We start from the raw sequence: 24,730 nt of genomic DNA, 5'->3' as shown, positions 1-24,730 counted from the left end.
GTGCCAGGCTGGCCCGCGGTCAGCCGCCCAGCGCGTGCGCATACAGCGCCGCGACGGCGCAACTGTTGACGCGCGCCTCCATGGAATCGGACCGGCTGGTCAGCAGCACCGGCACGCGCGTGCCCAGCACCAGGCCCGCCGCGCCGGCGCCCGCCAGCCACGTGAGTTCCTTGTAGAGCATGTTGCCGGCCTCGATGTCCGGCACCAGCAGGATGTCCGCATCGCCCGCCACGCGCGATACGATGCCCTTCTGGTCCGCGGCCTCGCGCGAGATCGCGTTATCGAACGCCAGCGGCCCGTCGATGTCGCCGCCGCGGATCTGCCCTCGGTCCGCCATCTTGGACAGCGCCGCGGCATCCAGCGTGGCCGGCATCGCCGGGTTCACCGATTCGGTGGCGCACAGCACGGCCACCTTCGGCCGCTCCACGCCCAGCGCGCGCGCCAGGTCGATCGCGTTCTGCGCGATGTCCGCCTTTTCCTGTAGCGACGGCGCGATGTTGACGGCCGCATCCGTCAGGATCAGCAGCTTCGGGTAGGCCGCCACCGCCATCACGAAGGCGTGGCTGATGCGCCGATTGGTGCGCAGGCCCGATTCACGCGTCACCACGGCGGACATGAAGTGGTCGGTGTGCAGGCTGCCCTTCATCAGCATGCTGACGGCCCCATCGCGCGCCAGCGCCGCGGCGGCGCGCGCGGTCAGCAGTTCGTCGTCCGGCGCGTCGACGATTTCCATGGAACCCGCACGCATGCCCTCCTGCGCCATCAGCGCGGCTATGCGCGCTGCCGGCCCGACCAGCACCGGCTCGATGTAGCCGGCCTCGCTGGCCTGCGCGGCGGCGCGCACGCTGACGGGACAGAGCGGATACGCCACCGCGGTGCGCAGCCGCCCCGCCGCCAGCGCGGCAACGCGCAGCGGCTCGAACAAACGGTCGAAAGCCATGTCTTCGCTCCTGCCGCGGCCGCGCGTGCGGCGGCCGGGTGAATGACCGGCGCGGACCAGGGCGTCAACACACGCCCCGGCCCGCGCCGCGCGCGCCGGTCAGCGTCCGACCGGCTCGATCGGCAGCGGCACCTCGCCGGCCTGGAACGGCTGGTTCACGTACTTGCGGTACTTGTCCAGGAAGCGCACCGGCTGCTTGAGCGCGTCGCGGCGGAACGGATCGCCCAGCTCCTGGCTGACCATCATTTCCAGCACGGTGGTCTTGCCTTCCAGCTGCGCCTGGCACGCGGCCTGCAGCGCGGCGCCGACCTGATCCGCATGTTCCACGCGGATGCCTTCGGCGCCCATGGCCCGCGCCAGCTCCGAGAAATTCGGATTGAGCAGGTTGCTGCCGACGAAGCGGCGGCCATAAAAGTCCACCTGGTTCTTTTTCTCGGCGCCCCACTGGCCGTTGTGAAACACCACCGCGGTCACCGGGATCTGCTCGCGCACGCAGGTCAGCAATTCCTGGAAGCTCATGCACCAGGCGCCGTCGCCCACGTAGGCCACCGCCGGGCGGTCGGGCCGACCCAGTTTGGCGCCGATCAGCGCGGGCAGCGCATAGCCGCAATTGCCGAAGCTCATGGCCGCGAGCATGGAATTGGGCTCGTCAAAGCGCAGATAGCTGTTGGACACCGAGCAGATGTTGCCGATGTCGGTGGACACCATCACGTGCTTGGGCATGGCGCGTTCCAGCTCGCGCAGCATGCGGCGCGGGTGCATGCGGCCGCCGCCCTGCTCGATGATGTCCAGGCTCCAGTCGTCGCGCTCGTGCGACCAGCTGTCCAGTTCCTGTTCCCACTCGGCCTTCTGCGCGGCGATCTCGCTGGCGCGTCCTTCCTTGGTGCGGGTGCAGGCGACGTCGCGTGCCTGCAGTCTGGCCGTCAACGCGGCGGCAGCCGGCTTGGCGTCGCCGCAGATGCCCACCGACACCGGCCGCACCAGGCCCAGCATGCGGTGGTCGGCGTCGACCTGGATGATGCGCGCGTTCTGCGGCCAGTATTCCAGGCCGTGCTGCGGCAAGGTGCCGAAAGGTCCCAGCCGCGTGCCCAGCGCCAGCACCACGTCCGCCTGGGACAGCAGCTTCATCCCCGCCTTGGCGCCCTGGTAGCCCAGCGGGCCGCACCACAGCGGATGGCTGGCCGGAAAGGCGTCGTTATGCAGATAGCTGGTGACCACCGGCGCGCCCAGCAGCTCGGCCAGCGCCACGCATTCGGCCTGACCGTCCGAGAACAGCACGCCGCCGCCCGCCACAATGACCGGGAACTTGGCCTCAGCCAGCATGCGCGCCGCCGCTTCCAGGTCCTCTTCCGACCCGGGGCCGCGACGGATGCGGCGCGGCTCCGGGATGGCCACGTCGATCTCGCCATAGAAATAGTCGCGCGGAATGTTCAGCTGCGCGGGGCCGCGCTCGGCCATCGCATTGTCGAACGCCTTGGCGGTGAATTCCGCCATGCGGTCCGGCCGGTTCACGTGCGCCTGGTATTTGGTGATGCGCGAAAAGATCGGAAGCTGTTCGGTTTCCTGGAAGCCGCCCAGCCCCATGCCCGCCGTGCCGGTCTCGGGCGTGATCGCCACGACCGGGCTGTGTGCCCAGTAGGCGGCCGCCACGCCGGTCACGAAGTTGGTGATGCCGGGGCCGTTTTGTGCAATGCACACGCCGTGCCGGCCGGTCACGCGGGAATAGCCGTCGGCCATGTGCGCCGCGCCCTGTTCGTGCACCGTCGGCACAAAGCGGATGCCGGCCGCGGGAAACAGGTCCAGCGCATCCATGAAGGCCGAACCGACGATGCCGAAAACATCCTTGACGCCCTGCGCGACCAGCGTTTCGACAAACGCTTCGCTGGGGGTCATGTGTTGCTTGCTGCTCATGGTCTCTCTCCTGGCGTGCCGGCGCTTGTCCGATTGCTGATTGGCCGGTGTGATCCGATACTGCGCCAGAAACCCGCGGCTTCCCACCCCCGGGCATTCCATTTTCTGCAATTTCTGTGCGAGGATGGTCGGCCGTTCGCTGAAATCTCAATTATTGAAAGATGAAAGACGAATCCTCCGCCGCCCTGCGCGCGCTGACCTTGCTGGAACAAGTGGCACGTTCGGCCCAGCCCGTCTCGCTGGCCGAGCTGACCGACGCCACCGGCCTGCCCAAACCTTCCGTGCTTCGGATCCTGTCGCGCCTTGTCGATGCCGGCATGCTGCTGCGCGAACCGGCCGGCAAAAGCTATGTCAGCGGCCCACGCCTGGGCGCGCTGGCCCGCGACACGCTGCTCAATTCGCCGCTGCGCGGCGAGCGCCATCGCATCCTGGACAGCCTGGTCGACGAGATCGGCGAGACCTGCAACTGCACCATGCTCGACGGCGACGAGGTCATCTACCTGGATCGCGTGGAAACCGCCTGGCCGCTGCGCGTCAACCTGCAATCCGGATCGCGCGTGCCGCTGCACTGTTCGGCCAGCGGCAAGCTGTTTCTGGCCTACATGCGCCGCGAAACCCGCCAGCGCATGCTGGCCGCGGCGCAACTGCCGCGCTATACGCCGAACACGCTGTGCGACGTGGCGTCGCTGGAAGAGGAGCTGCGGGTCATCAAGAAGGAAGGCGCCAGCTTCGACCGCGAGGAATTCCTGCTGGGCATCGTCTGCATGGCGGTGCCCATCCTGCATGGCTCGCGGGCGATCGCGGCGGTGGCGCTGCATGCGCCGGTGGCAAGGCTGTCGATCGACGGCGCCCGGGCGTGGCTGCCGCGCATGCAGGAGGCGGCGCGGGCGTTGGCGGGGACGTATGAGGCGTCCGCGTAGCCCGGGCGGTCAGCCGTCCTGGTCTTTGCGCGCGGCGCCGGCCTCGGCCCGCTCCTGCCGACGGTTTCGCGCGCCCTCGATCTTGGCGAGCAGCGGCTGTTTTTTCTGAATGACGATTTCCAGGTAGCGTTCCCGAGGCAGGACAAGCCTGATGACGGTGGGCAGCGCCTCGTAAGCGCGCTCCAGCACGTCCTTGACCATCGCGTCGTCCTTGAGCTTTTCGGCCGAGACGCTCAGCAGCCCATCGACCGTCACGCGCTCGATGGTCTGCCAATTCTGTTCGACCAGCGCGCTGCCCTTTTCCGCGGTGGCGCCGGCCAGTTCGCGGCCCTTTTCGGCCGTGGCGCCGGCCAGTTCCCTGCCTCTTTCCGCCGTGGCGCCCGCCAGCTCAAGGCCCTTGGCCCGGGCGCTCGCGGCGGCGTCGCCCAAGTGGGCTTTTGAACTTTCGAGCGCCCCGGCCGTGCGGCTGGTAAGCGCCTTTGCCTTGACGGCCGCGCCTTCTCGTAGCGCCTTCAACTTGTCGAACATGATCCACCCTGACATCGGTTGCCGTTGATTATCGGGACAGGCCCGCCCCGCAGCCGGCCATGCCCGTCGGCAGATCATACCGACTCAGGCTTTACACTAACGCGCAACTCAGCCTTTTTCCGATCCCTTGCGGGATCCGCCCCTCCGTGACCGACACCGCCTTCTCCTCCCTCCCCCTCCTGCCGCCCCTGCTCGAAAACCTGAAAACCCTGGGTTTCGAACAGATGACGCCCATCCAGGCGCAGGCCCTGCCGCTTATCCTTGAACGGCGCGACGTGATCGCCCAGGCCAAGACCGGCAGCGGCAAGACCGCCGCATTCGGACTGGGCGTGCTGCAGAATCTGGACGTGAACCGCCTGGCGCCGCAAGGGCTGGTGGTCTGCCCCACGCGCGAACTGGCCGACCAGGTTGCGCAAGAGCTGCGCCGGCTGGCGCGCCTGATTCCCAACGTGAAGATTCTGACGCTGTGCGGCGGCGCCGCGGCCCGGCCGCAGGCCGAGTCGCTGGCGCGCGGCACGCATCTGGTGGTGGGCACGCCCGGCCGCATCCAGGACCATCTGGCGCGCGCCAGCCTGGACCTGTCGGGCCTGAACACGCTGGTGCTGGACGAGGCAGACCGCATGGTGGACATGGGCTTTTACGACGACATCGTCGCCATTGCCTCGCACTGTCCCACCAAGCGCCAGACGCTGTTGTTCTCGGCCACCTACCCCGACAACATCCGCAAGCTCAGCGCACGGTTCCTGCGCAATCCCGCCGAGGTCAAGGTCGAGGCGCAGCACGACGCCAGCCGCATCGAGCAGATTTTCTACGAGATCAACGAAGGTGAACGCCTGGATGCGGTGGCAAAGCTGCTGGCGCATTTCCGGCCGGTTTCCACGCTGGTCTTCTGCAACACCAAGATCCGCAGCCATGACCTGGTGGAACGCCTGCAGGCCGAAGGCATCAGCGCGCAGGCGCTCAATGGCGACCTGGAACAACGCGAACGCGACGAAATCCTGATCCAGTTCGCCAACCAGAGCTGCGCCGTGCTGGTCGCCACCGACGTGGCCGCGCGCGGTCTGGACATCCAGAACCTGGGCGCGGTGATCAACGTGGACGTGACCAAGGACACCGAGGTCCACGTGCACCGCATCGGCCGCAGCGGCCGTGGCGACCAGAAGGGGTTGGCGCTCAGCCTGTGTTCGCCCGAGGAAATGCGCTGGGCCAACCTGATCGAGCAATACCAGGGCGCGCCGCTCAAATGGGCTGACCTCAAATCGCTGCGCCCCAAGGCCGATCGCCCGCTGCGCGCGCCCATGGTCACGCTGAACATCCAGGGCGGCAAGAAGGACAAGCTGCGTCCCGGCGACCTGCTGGGTGCACTGACCGGCGACGGCGGTTTGACGTTCGAGCAGGTCGGAAAGATCAACATTACCGAGTTCAACTCGTACGTGGCCCTGGACCGGCAGATCGCCAAGCAGGCGTTCTCGCGCATCTCCAACAGCAACATCAAGGGACGGCGCTTTCGCATGCGCTTCCTCGAAGAGTTTTGAGCGCCTTGCTGCCGAGGCGGATTGAAGGCGGGCTTACACCTTGACGTTCTTTCCGCCCGGCACGCACACCACCAGCTCCACCAACAGCGCCCCCACGAGCAGCACCGTGGGCACGCTCCAATCCCCGGTGCGCTGGTAGAGATAGCCGATCGCAAGCGGCCCGGTGACGGCAATCAGGTAGCCGACCGTCTGCGCCATGGCCGAGATGCGCGTCGCGGCATCGGCGCTGCCCGCTTTGGCGACGAACAGGAACGAAGCCAGCGCCACGCCGCCCCCTTGGCCAAAGCCCAACAGCAGCGCCCACCCGATCGCCGATGATGGCGGAGCAACCATCAGTCCCACAACGCCTGCCAGACACAGCAGAATCGTCAGGGCGATGTAGCGGCGCTGATCCCCCGTGCGGGAAGCCAGCAACGGAATCACAAAACTGGCGACCATCAGGCTGACCTGCGACACCGAAAAAACCTGCGCCGCGCGGGCGAGCGTCGCGCCCCGGTCTTGCAGCATCGTGGGCATCCACGGCAGGAAGACGAACAGGTTCATCACCTGCAGTCCGAAGAACAACGTGATCGACCAGGCGGTGCGGTTGCGATACACGTTGACCGGCGCTACCGCATGGCCTGCCGCCAGCCCTGGCCCGCCCGCCGGGTCATGCCTCTGCCGCCATTGCGGCAGCCAGAACATCAAGGCCAGCACGGCGGGAATGGCCCACAGCCCCAGCGATCGATACGCCGACGCCGTGTCCGCGCCCAGCCACTGGAACAACGGGAACGAAGCGCTTGCGCCCAACACGGCGCCCGCCCCGAGCATCAGCGCGTAGACGCCCATCACCATGCCCATCCGCGCCGGGCCAAATCGCTTTTTGGCCAGCGCCGGCATGATGACGTTCATCACCGCGATGCCCGCGCTGCCCAGAACGGTGCCCAGAATCAGCGCCTGCTCCCCGAACGCGCGCGCACCGCACCCCACGATCAACAACGCCAGCGCAAGCAACAGCGCACGCTCTTCGCCCAACCATTGCCGCAGCTTCACGCCGGGAATCGAGAACAGGCCCAGCAACGCCACCGGCAACGTCGTCACCAGCAAGGTCGACGTGAAGCCGAGTTCAAGGTTTTTCAGCAGCGGCCCGATCGCGGCGAACAGCAGACGCTGGTTCAGTGCGATCAGCACGAAGCCGATCCACAGCAACCCGAGCGACGCCTCGCGCGACGCGCGGACGGTGCCCGCTGAAATGGGACGGCGGGCCGCGGCCCCATCGGGTTGCGGCGAAAGTTCAACCTGCTTCATGCGTGCACTCCTGAATGCTTCAATCGAATGGCGCCTTCCATCCCGCGAAACGCCTCACGGCGCGGGCCTGCGGTCACCGGCAACCAATATAGAATCCCGATACGAATGCAAATCATTGATGCTTTGGCGATCCGGATTCTTGCTTAGGCATTCCGTCGCCAACGCCCCGCCGCCCCTCAAGGCGTGAAGGATTTCCCATGAATTACCGCCTCACGGCGGCGGACATTTCCGCGCCGGCCCGCATCGGACAATCGCCGTGGCAACGCTACCGGCTGCCGGCAGACCTGGGGGTATGCCACACCGACTTCCTGCGGTTCGACGAGGGCCTGACATTGGCCTATACCGACTATCGCCCCGCGCACGATCTGTTGGAGGCGCGCAGGGACGAACGCCCGCCCGGCCTGATCGTGGCGATTGCGCTTGAGGGAGAATCCAGCAATCTGGGCGCGGATGGCCAGCGAATCGACTTTGTGGCCGGGCACAGCACCATCGCTGCCTACGGCAGCCAGCGTGGCGAACGCCGCTTTCCGGCGAACCGGTCCATTCGGCAATTGCGCCTGATTGCCGATGCGCCGCTACTGCACCGCTACGGCCTGTCCGGCCTGCTGGACGATGCGGGCGGCGTCCGGGCGCACCCGCTGTTTCAGGGCAGACACAGTGCGGCGATTCAACGGCTGGCCGAATCGCTGATTCATCTGCACCGGCAGAACGGCAATCTGCTCGACACCTACGTGGCCGCGCTCGGGCTGCTGTCTGAACAGGTCCGCCCGTTCACCCCTCCGTTCACCGAACATCCCCCGGCGGCCGGAAAGCTGCGTTCGAACGACCAGGACAGGATCCTGCGCGCCCGGGACCTGATGCTGGAACAGTTCGATCGCCCGCTCAGCATCGCCTACCTGTGCGCAGCCGTGGGCACCAACGAGTTCAAGCTCAAGCAAGGTTTTCGTGAATTGTTCGGCACCAGCCCGTATCGGTTGTTGACCGCCATCCGCATGCAGAAGGCCCGCGAGCTTCTGGAATCAGGCGTGCCGGCATCCACCGCAGGCTACCGGGTGGGCTTCCAGCACGCGTCCAGCTTCAGCGCGGCGTTCGAACGCTATTACGGCCGGACGCCAACATCCGTGGCGCGCGCCGAGCAAGCGCCCGGAAGGCGGCGCCCCGGCTGACACTGACGCGCGCTATGACGTCTTCAGCGCCAGCAGCGCCTTGGCGGCCTTGGCGGCGGCGGACGCGCCGGTAAAGCCCGCCAGCCAGCCGCGCAGTGCCGCGTCCGCAACCGGCTGCGCATGGCGCAGTGACTCATCCAGCAGCACCGTGAGCAGCGATCCGATCCCGCGCGTCTTGGGATCCAGGCGCGGCAGCAGGCCGCCCAGCACGGCGATGACGGCGGCGGGCGCCAGCGTCGCCGCGTCGGCGAAGGACGCGGCCCAGCGCGTCAGCACGATAGCCGGCGCGCACGCGGCGTAGGCTTGCGCAGCTACCGTTGCGTCCATGCGCTGGGGAATCGCCGCCGCAAAAACTTCCACCGCTTGTGCGCGCACCTCGGCCTGCTTGGACGCCATGCCCAGCGCCAGCAACTGAACCGTTTCCGGCTGCCACGCGCCCGGATGCTGCGCAAGAGCGCGCAGGACGGCGGGCGCGCGATGCTCGGCCTCGTCGCCCGCCGCCACGTTCATGATCTCCATGCTGGCCGCGGCCAGCGGCAGGGTCGATGCCGGATTGGCCAGGCCGAGTTCGGCGCAGACCAGCGCGTGGGCATCGACGCCCTCTTGGTGCTGCGGCGGGCCCGAGGGAATCAGCGCCGGCTGCGAGGCCGTGGGCGCCTCGGCGGGCTCGGCATGGACCACCGGACTCCACCACACCCACTGCGGCGAGCCATCGGCCTTCAAGGTGCTGGATCCGCGGCTGTGCCACGCGATCCGCACCGTGTCGGTGATTTGCGGCCATGCGCCGCCGGTAGCCTGGACCACCCGCGCCCGGTGCTCGGGATGCACGCGCAGCAAGGCCTGAACAAGATCCACCGGCAGCGGCGCGCCGCTAACCCTGCCGGCCTCGAAACGGGCCAGCAGGACATCGGCGTCGATCCAGCCCTGCGTGTCGGTAGGCGTGGCCAGCAGCGGCCGGCGCGGCGCCTTGCCTTGCACGATCCCGGCCACTTCGCGCAGGCGGGTGATGAAGCTGGGCAGCAGGGAGGATTGTTCAGCGGTCGGCAGCGGCTGGGGTTCGCCCACGTTTTCATACACCCACTCGCCGTTGACGACCTGGCTCGTGGTCTTCTGCCAATACTTTTGCGGCAGGAAGGGACTCTCGGGATCGTGCGCCGCCAGCAGCAGCGCCGCCGCGTAGTGCTGGGCGTCGCGCTCGGCCAGTTGGCGCGCTCGCTTGGCCAGGGGCGCGACGGTGGCAGCCACCTGCCCGGACGTCGCCAGCCACGCCAGCGCCAGTTCGAACTCCAGCACGTCGGCGGGCGATTCCAGCAGCGCCGCATAGCGTTCCAGGGCGTCAGCGTCGGTCCACGGGCGCAGCGGTACGGGGAGCGGCAGGCCGGAAGACGTGCTTGACTGCAGATGACCATTGGCGCTTTGCGCGAGGCCGGTCCCACTTGTGGGCAGGGCATCGGCCGCGCCGTTGGCCCCGGCGGCATCAGCATCCTCAGCGGCCCCATCCGGCACCAGGACCGCCACCGCCGGCGCCAGCGCGTCGCGTTGCTGTTGCGCCAGGTCCATCCGGCCCAACTTCGCCAATGCCTTCACCGCCGCCCGCTGCACGTCGGCATGCGGATGCGCGAGGCCCAAGGCCAGCGCCTGCGCCACGGATTCAGATTCCGCACGCGCCTGTGCACCGAGCGCTTCCAGGATGCGCAACACCGATAGCGCCGCCGCCTTCGAGCCCGAGAACGCGCCGCCGCAGGCGTCCACAAACGGCGCGGCGTCGAGCAGGCCATGCTTGTGCAGCGCTTCAAACTGCTTTACGGCCAGCGCGACGGTGGCCGTGATCGAGGAGCCCAGACTCTGGCGCAGTAGTGGCTGGTCTGCCGCCGCCTCGTCGGGCGCGGGGGCCAGCGTGGCGTACACCCGCGAGAACCAGCCGGCGCGATAGGCGGAGAAATCCCGGTTCAGCGCCTCCAGGCAGCTGCGCAGCACGCGGCGACGGTCCAGCGTGCCTTCGTTGGCCAGCAGCACAACCGTGTTGTGCCAGTTCAATTCCTCGCGCGAGAATTTGTCGATGTTCGCCAGCGAGATCTCGCCGCCGCCTTCCACCTCGAAGATCCGCCAGAACGCCCCATCGCGCAGCGCGTGGTCGTGGCGCAGCATGAACAGACGCACTTCCTGTTCCTGCCGCCCGCCCAGTCCGCCGACCATCGCCAGCACGTAGTCATCCGTTTGGTCGACCTGCAGCCCGTTGAACACCTCGTTCAGGCGGATCGGCAAGAAATTCGGGCGCTGGGACCAGCCCTGCGCCATCTCGCGCAGCCGCTTGGGCGAGGCCTGCACCGCGCGCATATCTTCCGACTGCACGCCCAGCATAGCGTCGTACAGCGAGCGCAACGTCGCGCCCTCCTCGATCAGCCGCGCCGTATCGCGGTAGTAGTCCCAGAGGTTTTTGTAGGGGGTCATGCGAACGGTCATTCCTCGAGAGCCCGCTGCGCGGCGGCAGCGGCGGTTGTGGCCAGAGGTGTCACGCGCGGTGTGACGGCTTCCAGGCTGCGCAGGGTTACCGCCAGCACGGATGCGCCCTTGCGCCGCGCCGCCAGCGTGGCGGGCAAGGCGATGGGCATACCGTAGTCGTCGGACAGTCGCGCGGCCAGTTCGATGAGCTTGCCGGCCTGGGCCAGCGGCTTGCCTTCCGCGTCGAGCAACTGCGGCAGCAGCGCTTCCAGCGTCTGCAGCGCCCGGCAGCCAGCGAGCGCGCTGATGGATGCCGCATCGGCCAACGTCTGTGCGAGCCGTCCGGCCAAGGCGAAGCCCTGCGCCAGGTGCGCCGCAATCTGCGCGGCGAACGGCGCGGGATCCAGCAGGCCGGCGTCGGCCAGCCGCGCAATCGCCTCCGCCGCCTGTGCGCGCTGCTCGGCCATCTTGCCCGAGGCGGCCAGCGCCAAAGCCGAGTACACGGGCTCGCCGGGCGGCAACCGGGACGCGCCCAGCGCCGTCAGCAGCGGCCCCACGCCGCGCACGTTGATGACCTGCACCGCCGCGCACAGCATCGGATGGAAATGCGCGGCCAGCGTGTCGGGGTTGGATTGCAGCAGCCAGGCTGTCCATTGCACGACCTGGTCGTAACCATCCTGCTCGCGCGCCTCCTGGGCGCGGAACGTGAATTCGGCGGGCACGTCGGCAACATCGAGGGCCGGCGACGCGCAGGCCGCGGCGTCCCCCGCCATCCAGAACGGCTTGGCGCCATCGCCCAACACGGCCAGGTCGCGCGAAAACGTGCCATCGCCCGGCTCGGCAAGCACGCGCTCCCACACGAAACGCTGCGCGGGAACGACCGTTGGCGGACTGAACGACTTCCCCTGCGCCCGGCTCGACCGCAGATCGTGAAAGACGCCGGCCAGCAAGGCCAGCGGCGAATGCGTGGGCAGGTATTGATAGCCCCAGCGGGAGGTCCAGGTTTCATCGGACTTCCAGTCGCCGGTTTCCGCGTCGTAGCGGCTGCTGGAAACGATTTGTTCCTGCAAGGCCACGCCGACGGGATCCGGCTTGCCCGCGATGGCCACGACATAACGGGCGTAGCCTCGAAAACTGACGTCTTCCCTGCCCAGCAGCGCGGCGGCCAGCAGGCGTCGCGGCGACGCGGCGCGTTCCTCCCACACCGAATCGATGATCTCGGCAGCGCGGTGTTGCAACGCCTCGGGCAGCGGCTGGTGCGGACGACTGGCCAGGTAATCGACGATGCGCGGCAAGTCGGCGCCGTGCCCCGTGCCCTCGAACTGCGCGGCGATCAGCGCGTGCAATGCATCGTCGCCGCCGATGCCGGGCGCTTGATCGGGGAGATCCGGCAGCGGCTTACGGCGCGGCCCGGGCATCGCGATCGCCTGCGATGCACGTTCACCGTCAACCTTGGCGCGCGCTTGGCCGCTCGTCTGACCGTTCGCATGACCGCTGGCCTCGGCCGGTTGCGTCTCGCTGGATGGCGTCACCAGCTTGCGCGCCAGCGGCGCGAGGTCCAACGCCATGCCTTCCAGCGCTTCGCCCACCATCTCCGACATGCGATCCTGCTGGCCCGCATCGGTCTTCAGCGCGGCAAACAGCCCGAGCAGGGCCTTGACGAGCTTCTTCTCCGAACGGGTCAGGACCGCGGACCCGGCCTCGATCATCGCGTCCACGTCCAGCTGTCCGGCGGCGCGCCTGAGCATGTCCAGGGCCAGGCCGACCGCCGTGCTGGGCGCCGTGCCGAGCACGGCGAAATACGTATGCTGGCGGGCCGCGACCTCATGCGCGGCCGGATCGGCCAGGCGATGCATGCGCAAATACCAGGCAATGGTCTTCGCTGGAAAATCGCGCAGCAGCGCCTCCAGCGACTCGGCGAGCAGTTGGTCGCGGAACGCCGGATTGTCTTGGCAAAGCGTGAGGACGGCGGCGTCCCAGGCGGGCCCGGTGCGCTCCATGAGTAAATAATCGGCGCCCATGCCCTCGACCCGGAACAGGGCCCAGAACTCGCGCTCGATCTGATCGGGGTGGGCCTGCAGATAGGCGGCCATGAGCCTGCCGTGGTCCGCGTCCAGCTGGCCGTCGCCGCCGATGGCGCTGACCTGTTGCACGAAACAGCGCAGATAGGCCGCGGATAACGGCGCATCGCCGTCCAACCGTACCAGCGCGTGGCACACCGGCCATGCCAGATGCTCGGCCCACCAGCGCTGCTCCGCCAGCAATTCGACGAACGCGGCGCGCCACGGCGCGTCCCGTCCCGCTGCCGCGTCCACGACAGCCGCCGCTATCTCGCCATGTCGCGTGGCATATTCGCGCTTGCGCACCATGTCCGCCGGCGCCAGCGTATCCGCCACGAGCTTGGGCTTGCCGAGCGCCGCCAATACAAAGCACGCCCGCGGCGTGGGGCCCTCCGCGCTGAACAGGCGGGACGGCGGCAAGACCTTGGCCAGCGCGGCGCGGTCTTCCTCGTTCGCGCCATCCAGCGCGCGTGCAAAAGACGCAACATCCGCCGCGTCGCCGCCGGCGGCCCCGCGCAGCGCCGCACGGCGTTCGGTCAGGCTCAGGGTCATGCGTCGGCTCCAGTTGCATTGAGTGGGTCAAGAAACATGCGTACCGCCAGCGTGTGCTTGCACGGCCCGCGCGTGCCTTGATACTTGGCGTGCCAGGGGCAGGTGCAGCGATCCAGGACGGGTTCGGCGCCCAGCGTAATCCGGTAGCGCTGCTGCGCCGATTGGACTGAGAATTGCCCCTCGCCTTCATGCCGGACACCACCACCGGCCACCAGCTTGCGTGCGTCGGCAAGCCGCGGGTGCAGCGTATCGAGCAGACCCGCCTGCACCGGCAGCGGCCGGTGGAAATACGCGCCGGCCGCCAGATCGAACCCCACCTGTCCCGAAGACGCCAGCACGCTCAGCGCGGACAGGATCTGCGATTCCGGCAACAGGGCCCGCTCGGCCAGCCGCGCAATGTCGATGCGCGGCTCAAAAGTCAGCAGCGTCGATACGAACGCCGCATCCTCATTGGCATCCCCGCCCGCGACGCGGTGCAGCACCGCCCCCTCGCCCGAGAAACCACGCGCTTTCTCCGGGCTGAGGCCCAGCGTGACCCGTGCGCCGGGCAGCTCCAGCACCCAGGCGCTGGCTTGCGGCAGCGCCCCCGTCACCGCATCCGCGCCGTACGCGCGCAGCGCGGTGGCATGCCGCAGCAAGGGTTCCAGGACGCGCAGCCGTTCCGGCCCGGCCACGCATACCGCGCCGGGCGTCGCCTGCGTGGCCAGCCGCAGCGAGCGGGCGGCCTGGGTCGCCCACATCACGGTTTTGGTCGCCGATGACCGGGGCAACGCCTGCATGAACTGGCGCAAGGCCGCCCCCGTCAAGACATGGCGGCAAGCCATGTCCGACGACAGCATCTGCGTCTCGGCAAAGCCCTTGAGCCAGCGCGCGGGCAGCGGCACTTTCTCTTCGACGACCTCCCCCGCCTGCGTCGTCACGCGCAACGCCTCGTTGCCCACGTTCAGGTGCAGGGGCTCCGACGGACGCAGCCCCGCCAGCGCCTGGCGCAACGGAGGATTCACGTCCACGTTGGTGACGCCCGGTGCCAGGTGCGTGGCGTCCAGCGCCGTCGCGTCCACGTCCAGCCGCGCATACACGCCGCAGCACACGCTGAAGGACTCGAAGCGCAGGCCCTCGGCCGTGGACGTCACTACCGGATCCGCCGCCCGCAGCACCGCCGCCAGCGTGTTGGGCGGCACGTAGAAGCGCGTGCGCGCCACCCGCGCCAGCATCAGCAGCGCTTGCGCCACCACGGCGGGATGCGCGACGAATCCGGAAAAGAAGAAGGGATGCGCCACCGCGCCCGACGGCGCAAGACCGCCGCTGGTGGCCAGATTCAGGTCGGCCTGGCCCTGCCGCTGGGCGATTTCGGAAGGGGCAAGATAGGCGTAAGCCAGCTCGGTCATGCTTCGTCGCTCCTGGACCGGGGCAGGACGCGGCACGGGTCCTTTACCGTCAAAGGCATGGACGAAGACGGGCGATCTGGCTGGGGCGCACGCCTGCCGTGGGGAGTGTGCGCCAATGAGACTTTCAGCTGCATGTTCATTGGGGACACATCTTAACTGGCGTGGGCAGGCGCCCGGCAACCGACGGCGCGCAAAGCTTGTGGATTTTGCACGGGCTTTGCCATAATGGCGCCGCTTGCACGCCGGTATGCTCCTTTGTTCGAATGCGCGGCGTGCATGGAACCAAAGGCAAGCGGTGCGTTCCAACTCGCGCACCGTCCCCCTTAACCATCAAAAGAGAAACTCACCATGATCAAGTCCGATGACACCGGCAAGCTGATCCTGCGCCTGACCCTCGGTATTCTGATTCTGCTCCACGGCCTGGCCAAACTGACCGGCGGCGGCGTCGGCGGCATCAGCGGCATGCTGTCCTCCCACGGCTTGCCCGGGTTCCTGGCCTACGGCGTCTACGTGGGCGAAATCATTGCCCCCGTCCTGCTGATCATCGGCGTCTACACCCGTCTGGGCGGCCTGATCATCGCGATCAACATGGTGGTTGCCATCCTGCTGGCGCACGCCGGCCAGATCGGCGGCATGACCAACAACGGCGGCTGGGCGCTGGAACTGCAAGGCATGTTCCTCTTCACCGGCCTGGCAATCGCCTTCATGGGCGCCGGCCGTTTCAGCCTGGCCGGCAACGGCGGCCGCTGGAACTGACCGCCCGTCCCGCCCGCCGCGCATCGCCGCGGGCGATCAAGGCCACAGGGGACCGCACCACGCGGTCCCCTTTCTTTTTGCGACGCAAATCCCGCGCTTTTGCGGACATTGATACGAACGACATCGACCGTCACGCACCCGCAATCACTGGTCACGCGAAAGCTGTTTCGGAACCATTACAGTCCCGAACTCGCCCCTGCCGCCGTGGCCTAATTCCCATGAGCGCAGGAAAGGCGCATCTCGCGCCTTGCGCCCGGCGGGAGCCGCAAGATGAAAAAGCATGTGTTGTTGTTGATGGCGATGGCGAGCGCCCTGAGCGGTTGCGTGGTCGTGCCGGCGCGGCCAGCCTATTACCGGCCCGCGCCGGTCTATTACACGCCGCATTATTACTACTACCCGGCGTATCCCGCCCCGCATTATTACTATCGCGGCTATTGAACCGCGGACCTGCTGCGCAGAGGACATTCTCATGAGCCCTTCCTTCCAGATCGCCCGATTGCGCCCCTTGGCCACCGCAGCCCTTTTGGCGGCCAGCGCGGCCGCTGCCGCGCAGAACGTCTATTCCACGCAGCAGGTACCGGCGCCGTCCGCCCCGAACGTCTACTCCACGCAGCAGGCGCCGGTTCCGTCGGCCCCGAACGTCTATTCCACGCAGCAGGCGCCGGTTTCGTCCGCCTATCAGCCGGCCTACGACGAGGGCGACCCTGCCAATGCGAACCTGGCGCTGGTGGACCGCAGTCCGGAACCGCCGCCGCCCCTGCCGGTGTACGTGCAGCCACCAGCGCCCTCCGATGGCTATCTGTGGGTGCCGGGCTACTGGAGCCGCAACCGTTACGGCTTTTTCTGGGTGCCTGGCGCCTGGGTGCTGGCGCCGTATCAGGGCGCGCTCTGGACGCCCGGCTATTGGGGCTTTTCCAACGGCGTGTATCTCTGGAACGCGGGCTACTGGGGACCGCACGTGGGCTTTTACGGCGGGATCAACTATGGCTTCGGCTATACGGGCCTGGGGTACGTCGGCGGCTACTGGAAGCGCGACCGCTTCTACTACAACCGGTCCGTGACGAACGTGAACGTGACGCGCGTGACCAACGTCTACCACCGCGACATTGTCGTCAACAACGTGGACAACCGCCGTGTCAGCTATCACGGTGGCCCGCAAGGCGTGCGCCGCAACGCTGACCCGCGCGAACTGGCCGCGCGCCACGACCGCCACTCCGGACCCACGGACGTGCAGCGCGGCTACGTGCGCGACGCGGGCGGCAACCGTGCGCAGTTCTACGAACACAACAAGGGATGGCCGCCGCAGGCATATCTGGATCATGCCGACAACGGCAGACCGGGCCGGGATGGCCGCGTGCAGGGCAACAGCCCGCCGCAAAACCGCCTGCCGCAGGACCGCCTGCCGCAGGACCGCCTGGCGCAGGATCGCCAGCAGCAGGTCCGTGACCAGCAGGCGCGCGATCAGCTCAGAAACGACCAGCAGCGCCAGCAGCAAGCTCGCGAGCAGCAAGCCCGTGAGCAGCAGAACCGCAACCGCCAGCAGAACGACGCGCAGACGCAGCAGCAGCTTCGCCAACAGCAGATGCGCGACCAACAGGCACGCCAGCAATTGCAGCGCGACCAGCAGAACCAGCAGGACCTTCGCGAGCGGCGGCAGCAGGATCAACAGGCACGCCAGCAACGCGAACGCGATGACCGCGCGCGGCAAATGGCGCAGGACCGTCAAGAGCACGAACAGCAGGCGCATCAGCAACGGCAGCGTGACCAGCAGCAGACACAGCAACGCCATCAACAGCAGCGCGACCAGCAGGCCCGGCAACAGCAGCAGCAACAACGGCAGCAACAGCAACAACAGCAGCAATCCCGCCAGCAACAGCAACGAGACCAGCAGGCGCAGCAGGCGCGCCAACAGCAGCAGCGCGATCAGCAACAGCAGCGCCAGCAGCAACAGCAGCAACAGCGCGACCAATCCCGCGGCAATGGCCGCGGCGGTCCTGATGGCGGATGAACTGGACCCTCGCCCGCCGCGCCGCTACAGTAGGCAACTTGCCGCGGCTTTTTCGCGGTTCCAACTGGAGACTCCCATGAAGCGCCTTGCCCCCTGGTTCCTGGTATGCGGCCTGCTGGCCGGCACGGCGGCGCATGCCGCGCTGCCCGTCGGCGCGCCCGCACCGGACTTCAGCGTGCCCGCTTCGCTGGGCGGCAACGAATACACGTTCAAACTGAACGAAGCGCTCAAGCAAGGCCCCGTGGTGCTGTATTTCTTCCCGGCGGCCTTCACGCAGGGCTGCACCATCGAAGCCCACAACTTTGCGGAAGCCACCGACGAATACAAATCACTGGGCGCCACCATCATCGGCGTATCCACCGACAACATCGACACGCTCAAGAAGTTCTCGGTCAGCGAATGCCGCAACAAATTTGCCGTCGCGGCGGACAGCGACGGCAAAGTGATGAAGGCATATGACGCCGTGCACGACAGACGGCCGGAATACGCGCAGCGCGTGTCGTATGTGATCTCGCCCGAAGGCAAGATCCTGTATGAATTCACGGACATGAGTCCCGAATCGCACGTCACGAACACGATGCGGGCGCTGCGGGCCTGGAAGGCAAAGCAATAAGGCAATGGCACGCGCTCACCGCGCGCGCCAACTGCCCACCTTAATCTGCCCGCCTTAATTGAACGGCCAGACCGTCGGATGCGTACCCGGGGGGCTGGACGGCCGGATCCACCGCGCCGGCGTCTCCGAGAAGCGCGCCGCATGCCGTACGGCAACCAGTTCGCCAAAGCCCGACGGCGACGTTTCCATCAGACCGTCAAATCCGGGCATCGCACAGTCCAACCCGCCATCGACCCGGCCCAGGCCACGCAGCCAGTGCGCCATCTGGGCAAGCGACACGCGCACGTGCCAGCTGCCGCCTTCGGTCGCCTGGCGCGCCAGCGCGACCTGCGCGCCGAACGCCATCAAGTAACCCGAGGCATGATCCAGGATCTGCATGGGCAACGCCTTGGGCGCCGCCTGCCCAGCCGCCAGCGCTTCCGCGTGGTTGAAGCCGGTAGCCGTCTGCACCAGGGAATCAAAACCGCGCCGGTTGGCCCACGGACCCGTCGTGCCATAGGCATTCAAGGACACGTAGACGATGCCGGGACGGATGCGCGCCGCGTCCAGCGGACCGAATCCAAGCGCGGACATCCCGCCCGGACGGTAACCCTGCACAAAAATGTGCGCGCTACGCAGCAAATTGCCCAGCGCGATGCGGCCATCGGCCGTGTCCAGGTCGGCGAGCACCGACAGCTTGCCGCGGCTGGTGTCGATGATGTTGTCGATATTGGGCAGCTGGGGGCTGTTGACCAGCATCACGTCGGCGCCATAGGCAGCCAACGCGCGGCCGCACACCGGTCCGGCGATGATGCGCGTCAGGTCGAGCACACGGATGTCCTGCAGCGGACGCGCAATCTGCGCGTACTTGGGCAGCGGGCGCGGATCGGCCTCGCCAATGCGTTCGATGGTCAGGAGCGGCTGCGCCGCGACGGCCTGCCCTTGCGGGTGGCGGTCCCATTCCTCGAAAGAGCGCATGGCGGACACCACCATGCCGGCATCGGCCGCGACCTGTTCAAAATCCAGCGCCTTCCAGCGGCTCAGCGCGCGTTCCACGGCCTCGCGCGTCGCGCCGTCGCCCGTCGGGCAGCCCAGCAACGCCAACGCACCGTCACGGTGATGCGCGAAATTGGCATGGATGCGCACCCAGCCGCCGTCGCCGCAACGATAGACGCCCGTAATCGGATCCCAGATATTGGGCGTGACGCCGTTGATCGTGAAGTGACTGCGGCACTCCTGCGCCGCATGCAGCATGTCGACGCTGACCTGCTGCCGAGCGCCGCCGCGCAGATGCCAGACCTCGGCAGCGGCCAGCGCGGCGGCGGCCATGCTGGTCTGCGCCGCCGTACCCACGGCAAATGACGATGGGACGACAGGATCGGCGCCCGTCAGCACCACGTGCTCCAGCGACTCCGCCGGCAAATCGACCGATTGCCAGAGCTTCTGCAATACATCGCGGGACGTCTTGCCTGCGGGTGTGCGCCCCTTCAGAAAGGACGGTCGGAAGTCCATCAGGTTTCCCATAGCGTTTGCCTGCTCTAGTCGTTTATTTGCATTACATGGCGGGGTTCCGCGTGCGTCAATACGCCCCGCGCGCCAGCGTGTTTCATGGTTTGACGGCAAATTCTGGCGTCTCGGCCGCCCGGACGCCCGCTCGGCTCTCCCCCTTGCGAGGCCGCGGCGCAGCGGGTTGCACCGCAACACCCGTCACATCTCCTCGTAGTTTTTACATCGTCTTCCATGCGCCTGCGAGGCCGCGCGCGGGCTCGGGATAGAATCGCAGCCTCGCCGGCCCGCCTTGCCCGGCCCGTCCCTGGAGCCCTCCCATGAATACGCTGCTCTGGCTGCGCACCGACCTGCGCATGCACGACAACGCCGCGCTCGCAGCGGCGGCCGAGGCCGGCACGGTCACCGCCCTTTTCCTGGCCGCGCCGGGTCAATGGCGCCAGCATGGCGACGCCCCGGCCAAGGTGGATTTCTGGCTGCGCAACCTGCGTGAGCTGTCCCGCGACCTGGCGCAGGCCGGCATTCCCCTCAAACTCGTGACCGTGGCCGACTGGCGCCACGCGCCGCGGGCCGTGGCCGGGTTCTGCCAGGAGCACGCCATCGAACAGGTCCACGCCAACGCCGAATGGGGCGTCAACGAACGTCGCCGCGACGACGCGGTCGAAAACGCCCTGGCGGACATCGGCGTCGACTGGACCCTGCATCATGGCGCGACGCTGCTGCGTCCCGGCACCGTGCTGAACGGCAAGGGCGAGTGCTACCGCGTCTACACGCCCTACGCCCGCACCTGCCGCGAGCGTCTGCGCAGCGCGCCGCTGCGCCCCATTGCCGCGCCGCGCGCCCAGACGCCGCCGCGCTGGAAGTCCGATCCCCTGCCGGAATCGTTCAAAGGGTTCGACGCGCCCAACGACGCGGTGCGCGCGCTGTGGCCGGCGGGCGAAACCGCAGCCAGCGACCGGCTGACCGCCTTTGCCGACGACGCGATCTTTGCGTACAAGGACGAGCGCGATTTCCCCTCGCTGCCCGCAACCAGCTGCCTGTCGCCCTACCTGGCCGCGGGCGTCGTGTCTCCCGGTCAGGCGCTGCGCGCCGCGCTGGCGGCCAACCAGGGCGAGATCGACAGCGGCAAGGCCGGCGCCGCCACCTGGATCAACGAATTGCTGTGGCGCGAGTTCTACCAGCACCTCCTGGCCGCCTTTCCCGCCCTGTCCATGCACCAGCCCATGAAGCCGGAAACCGTCGCCGTGCCGTGGCGCGACGCGCCCGACGACCTGGCGGCCTGGCAGCAGGGCAAGACCGGCATTCCCATCGTGGACGCCGCCATGCGCCAGTTGCTGGCGCTGGGCTGGATGCACAACCGGCTGCGCATGGTGACGGCCATGTTTCTGTCCAAGAACCTGCTGATCGACTGGCGTTTGGGCGAGGCCTGGTTCATGGGTCAGCTCGTGGACGGCGACCTGGCCGCCAACAACGGCGGCTGGCAATGGAGCGCCTCGACGGGCGCCGACGCCGTACCCTATTTCCGCGTCTTCAATCCCTTGTCCCAATCGCGCAGGTTCGATCCGAAAGGCGCATTCCTGCGCGAATGGCTGCCCGAACTGGCGCATCTGGACGACAAGGCGATCCACGACCCCAACCCGATGGAGCGCGCCGCCGCAGGGTATCCGGAGCCGATCGTCGATCTGGCGCAAAGCCGGCTGCGGGCGCTGGAAGCCTTCGGCAATCTGCCCGCTGCGTAGCGCGTCTTGAACCTTTGGCGGCATTGACGTACGTCATTGCCGCCAGCGGGCCCGTCCCGGATGATGCCCTCGCCCATCACAGGACGAGCGACGCATGCGCAACAATCAGCCGGTCAACGACCGGGAAACCGTATTACGCGACGAGCAGTATCTGATCTCCCGCACCGATTCCCGCGGCCGGATCATCTATGCGAATCCCGCCTTCGTCGAGGTCAGCGGTTTCTCGCGCGAGGAACTGGTCGGCTCGCCGCACAACATCGTCCGCCACCCGGACATGCCGCCCGCCGCCTTCGAAGACCTGTGGCGCACCATCCAGCGCGGCGAACCGTGGACGGGCATGGTCAAGAACCGCCGCAAGGACGGCGGCTTTTATTGGGTGCTGGCCAATGTCACCCCCATCATCGAGCGCGGCACCACCGTTTGCTACGCCTCGGTGCGCGTCAAGCCGACCCGCGCGCAGATCGAGGCCGCGCAAGCCGCCTACGACAGCCTGCGTCTGGGCACGGCGCCTGGCATCCGGCTGCACGCCGGCCAGGTCCGGCCCACGGGGTGGCGCGGCGTCCTGGCCCGGCTGACGCGCGGCCGGCTGACCGGCGTGCGCTCGCGCATGCTGGCGTGGGCGGTGCTGTCGGCCTCCTTGTTTCTGACCGCGGCGGCAGCGGCGATCTACGGTCTGCACACGCGCCTCTCTTCCGAGGCGCTGTATGTTGCCGCGGCATTGACCGCAGGCGGCGTGGGCCTGATCTTCGCGGCGGGCTGGGGCTTTGCCCGGTCCATCGGCGGGCTGCTGGGCGCGGCCACGGACTTCACGCGCCAGATCGCGGCGGGCAACCTGAGCACCCCGCTCTCCGGTCCCCTGGCCCAGGACGAAATCGGCGAACTGAGATTTGCCCTGGAAGTCATGCGCAAAAGCCTGGTCAGCATCACCCGCGACGTGCATGCCGGCATCGAAAACGCCTTGAAATCGGCCGCCGACATCGCGGACGGCAATGCCGATCTGTCGGCCCACACCGAACGTCAGGCCGCGTCACTGGAAGAGGCCGCGGCCAGCATGGAACAACTGGCGGTGACGGTAAAGCAGAACGCGGCAAACGCGCTGGACGCCGATGCCATGGCCAACCAGGCCAGCGACCTTGCGCGGCGTGGCGGCCAAGTGGTCGACGAGGCCGCGCAGGCGATGCAGGGCATCGTCCAAAGCTCGTCGCGCATCGCCGAGATCGTGGGCATCATCGACGGCATCGCCTTCCAGACCAACCTCCTGGCGCTGAACGCCGCCGTCGAAGCCGCGCGCGCCGGCGAGGCCGGCAAGGGCTTCGCGGTGGTCGCCAGCGAAGTGCGCAGCCTCGCACAGAAAAGCGCCACCGCCGCGCGCGAAATCAAGGCGCTGATCGAAAGCTCGGACGCGCGGGTCGGCGAAGGCGTGCGGCACGTCGAACGGGCTGGCGCCAGCATGCGCGACATCGTGGACTCGGTGCAGCAGGTCACGCGCATCATCAACGAGATCGCCGCCACGTCCACCGACCAGCACGCGGGCATCGACACCGTAAGCCGCACGATCACCGAAACCGACAGCGCCGCGCAGGGCAATGCCGCGCGAGTCGAGCAGGCGTCGCAGGCGGTGGAAAACCTGCGCACGGATGGCGCGCGGTTGCGACACGCCATCGAAGTGTTCCGCGTTTCCAGCGCACCGCCCCCTCCCGTCGTCGCCGAATCAAGGATGCGTCTTCCTGTCCCGCCAACGCCGCTCGCCATCACGAGCAATCGCCCGGCCCAGGCTGGACTGCGCAACTGACCGGTCGGCGACCGAGCTGGACACAAGTCTGGGGCGCATGCGGAAAAAGCGGCGCAGTTGTCACACGCCCGCTGCCGCTTCCTTATCCAGGCGCTTGATGAATACCTGCAATTCCTTGACGACCTGCTGGTCGCCCCGCGCCTGAGCCGCCTGCAATCCGGATTCCCACGCGGCGCGTGCGCCCGGCTTGTCGCCCAGCCCGAGGCAGGCCTTGCCCAGCCATTTCCAGGCGACGGAATACGTGGGGTCGAACGCCAGCGCCGCGCGCAGATGCGTGACGGCCTCCGCAAAGCTTTCCTGCTCGGCATAGGCCTTGCCCAGCGAGAACCGCAGCAACAGGTTGTCCGTGCCCTTGGCCAGCATGGCCTCAAGTCGCTCGATCATTCCTTCCATGCGGGGCTCCTTTCACACCGGGTCTTCGGCAACACCGCATCATAGGACGGGCTTGGCGGCACAGCGCGAAAGCCCCCACGCGGTTGTCCGGCGCTACACTCGCAGGTCTGCCCTCGCGCCCGCGCCGCTGCGCAAGGACGCCCGATTTCAGGAGCCCGCATGAGCACGATCCATGATTTCTCCGCCCGCGCCATCGACGGCACGGAACAGTCTTTAGAAACGTACCGCGGCCGCGTGCTGCTGGTGGTGAACGTTGCTTCCAAATGCGGATTCACGCCGCAGTATGCCGGCCTGGAGGATCTCTACCGGTCGTTCCACGACGACGGGCTGACCGTGCTGGGTTTTCCTTGCGACCAGTTCGGCCACCAGGAACCCGGCGACGAGGCCGAGATCCAGAATTTCTGCAGCACGCAGTACGACATCACCTTCCCGCTGTTCGCCAAGATCGACGTCAACGGCACGAACGCCCACCCGCTGTACCAATGGCTCAAGGGCGAAAAGCCCGGCGTCTTCGGCACCGAAGGCATCAAGTGGAACTTCACCAAGTTCCTGGTGGGACGCGACGGCCGCGTCATCAAGCGTTATGCGCCCACCGACACGCCCGCCAGCCTGCGCGAAGACATCGCCAAGGCCCTGTCCGCCCCCGTCTAGCGCAACGGCGGCAGCCGCCGGCGCACGGTGTGCGCCTTGACGATGGCGGTGTTGGTCTCGGCGAATTCGGTCACGCGCTCCAGGATGCCGTCCAGATGCGTGATCGACCTGAGCACCATGCGGGCGATGAAGCAGTCATCGCCCGTCACCTTGTCGCACTCCACGAATTCCGGAATCTGCTGGATCAGGCCCTCCACGTGGCGCAACTGCCCGGGCAGCGGCCGGATGCGCACGATGGCCTCCAGCGTGTAGCCCAGCGCCACCGGATCCACATCCAGCGTATACGCCCGGATCACCCCCGACTCTTCAAGCCGCCGCATGCGGTCCGCGACGCTGGGCGCGGACATGCCGACCTGCCGCGCCAGATCGGCCGTGGTGGTACGCGCATTCGCTGACAGCATCTCTACCAGACGACGGTCGATCCCATCCAGAACCGGACTTTCATTTTTTAGGTCGTTCTGCATAAATTCCACCCAAAGCAAGGTTGAAACCCAAAACTACCACCGCATGATCATATAAGCAGATTGAACCGCCTGGGATAATTTCTCCATCAAATTCCTGGCC

General features: G+C 67.6%; 20 protein-coding genes. 10 read left to right on the top strand and 10 right to left on the bottom strand.

The genetic code is table 11. From position 1 onward, the window contains the following. Positions 1-19: 19 nt before the first annotated feature. Together CLM73_RS11835 and xsc are read right to left on the bottom strand one after the other, a co-directional pair. Complete coding sequence (locus tag CLM73_RS11835) at positions 20-940, bottom strand: bifunctional enoyl-CoA hydratase/phosphate acetyltransferase (protein ID WP_105238594.1); 921 nt, start codon at positions 938-940, stop codon at positions 20-22. A gap of 99 nt (positions 941-1,039) precedes the next feature. After that, a complete protein-coding gene (xsc, locus tag CLM73_RS11830; RefSeq protein ID WP_105238593.1) occupies positions 1,040-2,851 on the bottom strand; it encodes a sulfoacetaldehyde acetyltransferase in 1,812 nt (603 codons plus the stop codon). A 161-nt stretch (positions 2,852-3,012) separates the two neighbouring features. Between xsc and CLM73_RS11825 the strand changes: the two genes are divergently transcribed. Further along, on the top strand, positions 3,013-3,771 hold the full coding sequence (locus CLM73_RS11825) for an IclR family transcriptional regulator (RefSeq protein WP_056570413.1): 759 nt from the start codon (positions 3,013-3,015) through the stop codon (positions 3,769-3,771). 9 nt (positions 3,772-3,780) lie between these two features. Here the strand turns inward: CLM73_RS11825 and CLM73_RS11820 are convergent, their stop codons facing one another. Continuing rightward, entirely contained in the window at positions 3,781-4,299 is a 519-nt protein-coding gene (locus CLM73_RS11820; protein ID WP_105238592.1) for a hypothetical protein, read from the bottom strand. A gap of 146 nt (positions 4,300-4,445) precedes the next feature. Between CLM73_RS11820 and dbpA the strand changes: the two genes are divergently transcribed. Further along, the gene (gene dbpA, locus CLM73_RS11815; RefSeq protein ID WP_105238591.1) at positions 4,446-5,834 is read left to right on the top strand and encodes an ATP-dependent RNA helicase DbpA; all 1,389 of its coding nucleotides are present in this window, start codon (positions 4,446-4,448) and stop codon (positions 5,832-5,834) included. Between the two features lie 33 nt (positions 5,835-5,867). On the opposite strand, the gene CLM73_RS11810 is transcribed toward dbpA, so the two are convergent. Next, on the bottom strand, positions 5,868-7,121 hold the full coding sequence (locus CLM73_RS11810) for an MFS transporter (protein WP_105238590.1): 1,254 nt from the start codon (positions 7,119-7,121) through the stop codon (positions 5,868-5,870). 197 nt (positions 7,122-7,318) lie between these two features. Between CLM73_RS11810 and CLM73_RS11805 the strand changes: the two genes are divergently transcribed. After that, positions 7,319-8,287, top strand: a complete 969-nt coding sequence (locus tag CLM73_RS11805; RefSeq protein WP_105238589.1) for a helix-turn-helix transcriptional regulator — start codon at positions 7,319-7,321, stop codon at positions 8,285-8,287. Between the two features lie 12 nt (positions 8,288-8,299). On the opposite strand, the gene CLM73_RS11800 is transcribed toward CLM73_RS11805, so the two are convergent. Genes CLM73_RS11800 through CLM73_RS11790 form a run of 3 tightly spaced genes read right to left on the bottom strand, consistent with a single transcriptional unit; the run spans position 8,300 to position 14,729 of the window. Continuing rightward, a complete protein-coding gene (locus CLM73_RS11800) occupies positions 8,300-10,738 on the bottom strand; it encodes a DUF6493 family protein (RefSeq protein ID WP_105238588.1) in 2,439 nt (812 codons plus the stop codon). Positions 10,739-10,746: 8 nt separating this feature from the next. Then, a complete protein-coding gene (locus tag CLM73_RS11795; protein ID WP_105238587.1) occupies positions 10,747-13,341 on the bottom strand; it encodes a DUF6493 family protein in 2,595 nt (864 codons plus the stop codon). Further along, positions 13,338-14,729: an SWIM zinc finger family protein gene (locus CLM73_RS11790; protein WP_105238586.1), complete on the bottom strand. Its 1,392-nt coding sequence runs from the start codon at positions 14,727-14,729 to the stop codon at positions 13,338-13,340. Before CLM73_RS11790 ends, CLM73_RS11795 begins: the two co-directional genes overlap by 4 nt. A gap of 348 nt (positions 14,730-15,077) precedes the next feature. On the opposite strand from CLM73_RS11790, the gene CLM73_RS11785 reads away from it, so the two are divergent. The 4 genes from CLM73_RS11785 to CLM73_RS11775 all read left to right on the top strand — a co-directional run bounded on the left by CLM73_RS11785 (position 15,078) and on the right by CLM73_RS11775 (position 18,106). Then, entirely contained in the window at positions 15,078-15,485 is a 408-nt protein-coding gene (locus CLM73_RS11785; RefSeq protein WP_105238585.1) for a DoxX family protein, read from the top strand. A 270-nt stretch (positions 15,486-15,755) separates the two neighbouring features. Further along, positions 15,756-15,923: a hypothetical protein gene (locus tag CLM73_RS29105; RefSeq protein ID WP_199778285.1), complete on the top strand. Its 168-nt coding sequence runs from the start codon at positions 15,756-15,758 to the stop codon at positions 15,921-15,923. 31 nt (positions 15,924-15,954) lie between these two features. Beyond that, positions 15,955-17,493: a YXWGXW repeat-containing protein gene (locus CLM73_RS11780; RefSeq protein WP_105238584.1), complete on the top strand. Its 1,539-nt coding sequence runs from the start codon at positions 15,955-15,957 to the stop codon at positions 17,491-17,493. Positions 17,494-17,569: 76 nt separating this feature from the next. Next, positions 17,570-18,106 carry a peroxiredoxin gene (locus CLM73_RS11775; RefSeq protein ID WP_105238583.1) on the top strand — a complete coding sequence of 179 codons (537 nt, stop codon included), beginning with the start codon at positions 17,570-17,572 and terminating at the stop codon, positions 18,104-18,106. 54 nt (positions 18,107-18,160) lie between these two features. On the opposite strand, the gene CLM73_RS11770 is transcribed toward CLM73_RS11775, so the two are convergent. Next, positions 18,161-19,609, bottom strand: a complete 1,449-nt coding sequence (locus CLM73_RS11770; protein ID WP_105238582.1) for a CoA transferase — start codon at positions 19,607-19,609, stop codon at positions 18,161-18,163. A gap of 302 nt (positions 19,610-19,911) precedes the next feature. Here CLM73_RS11770 and phrB point away from each other — a divergent pair, with 302 nt between their 5' ends. Both phrB and CLM73_RS11760 read left to right on the top strand, forming a co-directional pair. Further along, positions 19,912-21,330, top strand: coding sequence for a deoxyribodipyrimidine photo-lyase (gene phrB / locus CLM73_RS11765; RefSeq protein ID WP_105238581.1), 1,419 nt, complete (start codon positions 19,912-19,914; stop codon positions 21,328-21,330). Between the two features lie 94 nt (positions 21,331-21,424). Next, positions 21,425-23,122 (top strand): PAS domain-containing methyl-accepting chemotaxis protein, encoded by a 1,698-nt coding sequence (locus tag CLM73_RS11760; protein ID WP_105238580.1) that lies wholly within the window; start codon positions 21,425-21,427, stop codon positions 23,120-23,122. 60 nt (positions 23,123-23,182) lie between these two features. Here the strand turns inward: CLM73_RS11760 and CLM73_RS11755 are convergent, their stop codons facing one another. Then, positions 23,183-23,515, bottom strand: a complete 333-nt coding sequence (locus CLM73_RS11755) for a tetratricopeptide repeat protein (protein ID WP_105238579.1) — start codon at positions 23,513-23,515, stop codon at positions 23,183-23,185. Positions 23,516-23,674: 159 nt separating this feature from the next. Here CLM73_RS11755 and CLM73_RS11750 point away from each other — a divergent pair, with 159 nt between their 5' ends. Continuing rightward, positions 23,675-24,166 carry a glutathione peroxidase gene (locus CLM73_RS11750; RefSeq protein ID WP_105238578.1) on the top strand — a complete coding sequence of 164 codons (492 nt, stop codon included), beginning with the start codon at positions 23,675-23,677 and terminating at the stop codon, positions 24,164-24,166. Here CLM73_RS11750 and CLM73_RS11745 read toward each other — a convergent pair. Continuing rightward, positions 24,163-24,630, bottom strand: coding sequence for an Lrp/AsnC family transcriptional regulator (locus tag CLM73_RS11745; protein ID WP_105238577.1), 468 nt, complete (start codon positions 24,628-24,630; stop codon positions 24,163-24,165). The genes CLM73_RS11750 and CLM73_RS11745 overlap by 4 nt on opposite strands. Between the last annotated feature and the right edge of the window lie 100 nt (positions 24,631-24,730).

The sequence above is a fragment of the Achromobacter spanius genome, assembly GCF_002966795.1.
GTDB classification, from domain to species: domain Bacteria; phylum Pseudomonadota; class Gammaproteobacteria; order Burkholderiales; family Burkholderiaceae_B; genus Achromobacter; species Achromobacter spanius_D.
This window is presented reverse-complemented; position numbering and strand designations above follow the sequence as displayed.

Excerpts from the sequence above, each read along its gene's own strand:
- CLM73_RS11835 (WP_105238594.1), bottom strand. The coding sequence starts at position 940 with ATGGCTTTCGACCGTTTGTTCGAGCCGCTGCGCGTTGCCGCGCTGGCG.
- xsc (WP_105238593.1), bottom strand. The coding sequence starts at position 2,851 with ATGAGCAGCAAGCAACACATGACCCCCAGCGAAGCGTTTGTCGAAACG.
- CLM73_RS11825 (WP_056570413.1), top strand. The coding sequence starts at position 3,013 with ATGAAAGACGAATCCTCCGCCGCCCTGCGCGCGCTGACCTTGCTGGAA.
- CLM73_RS11820 (WP_105238592.1), bottom strand. The coding sequence starts at position 4,299 with ATGTTCGACAAGTTGAAGGCGCTACGAGAAGGCGCGGCCGTCAAGGCA.
- CLM73_RS11810 (WP_105238590.1), bottom strand. The coding sequence starts at position 7,121 with ATGAAGCAGGTTGAACTTTCGCCGCAACCCGATGGGGCCGCGGCCCGC.
- CLM73_RS11805 (WP_105238589.1), top strand. The coding sequence starts at position 7,319 with ATGAATTACCGCCTCACGGCGGCGGACATTTCCGCGCCGGCCCGCATC.
- CLM73_RS11800 (WP_105238588.1), bottom strand. The coding sequence starts at position 10,738 with ATGACCCCCTACAAAAACCTCTGGGACTACTACCGCGATACGGCGCGG.
- CLM73_RS11795 (WP_105238587.1), bottom strand. The coding sequence starts at position 13,341 with ATGACCCTGAGCCTGACCGAACGCCGTGCGGCGCTGCGCGGGGCCGCC.
- CLM73_RS11790 (WP_105238586.1), bottom strand. The coding sequence starts at position 14,729 with ATGACCGAGCTGGCTTACGCCTATCTTGCCCCTTCCGAAATCGCCCAG.
- CLM73_RS11785 (WP_105238585.1), top strand. The coding sequence starts at position 15,078 with ATGATCAAGTCCGATGACACCGGCAAGCTGATCCTGCGCCTGACCCTC.
- CLM73_RS29105 (WP_199778285.1), top strand. The coding sequence starts at position 15,756 with ATGAAAAAGCATGTGTTGTTGTTGATGGCGATGGCGAGCGCCCTGAGC.
- CLM73_RS11780 (WP_105238584.1), top strand. The coding sequence starts at position 15,955 with ATGAGCCCTTCCTTCCAGATCGCCCGATTGCGCCCCTTGGCCACCGCA.
- CLM73_RS11775 (WP_105238583.1), top strand. The coding sequence starts at position 17,570 with ATGAAGCGCCTTGCCCCCTGGTTCCTGGTATGCGGCCTGCTGGCCGGC.
- CLM73_RS11770 (WP_105238582.1), bottom strand. The coding sequence starts at position 19,609 with ATGGGAAACCTGATGGACTTCCGACCGTCCTTTCTGAAGGGGCGCACA.
- phrB (WP_105238581.1), top strand. The coding sequence starts at position 19,912 with ATGAATACGCTGCTCTGGCTGCGCACCGACCTGCGCATGCACGACAAC.
- CLM73_RS11760 (WP_105238580.1), top strand. The coding sequence starts at position 21,425 with ATGCGCAACAATCAGCCGGTCAACGACCGGGAAACCGTATTACGCGAC.
- CLM73_RS11755 (WP_105238579.1), bottom strand. The coding sequence starts at position 23,515 with ATGGAAGGAATGATCGAGCGACTTGAGGCCATGCTGGCCAAGGGCACG.
- CLM73_RS11750 (WP_105238578.1), top strand. The coding sequence starts at position 23,675 with ATGAGCACGATCCATGATTTCTCCGCCCGCGCCATCGACGGCACGGAA.
- CLM73_RS11745 (WP_105238577.1), bottom strand. The coding sequence starts at position 24,630 with ATGCAGAACGACCTAAAAAATGAAAGTCCGGTTCTGGATGGGATCGAC.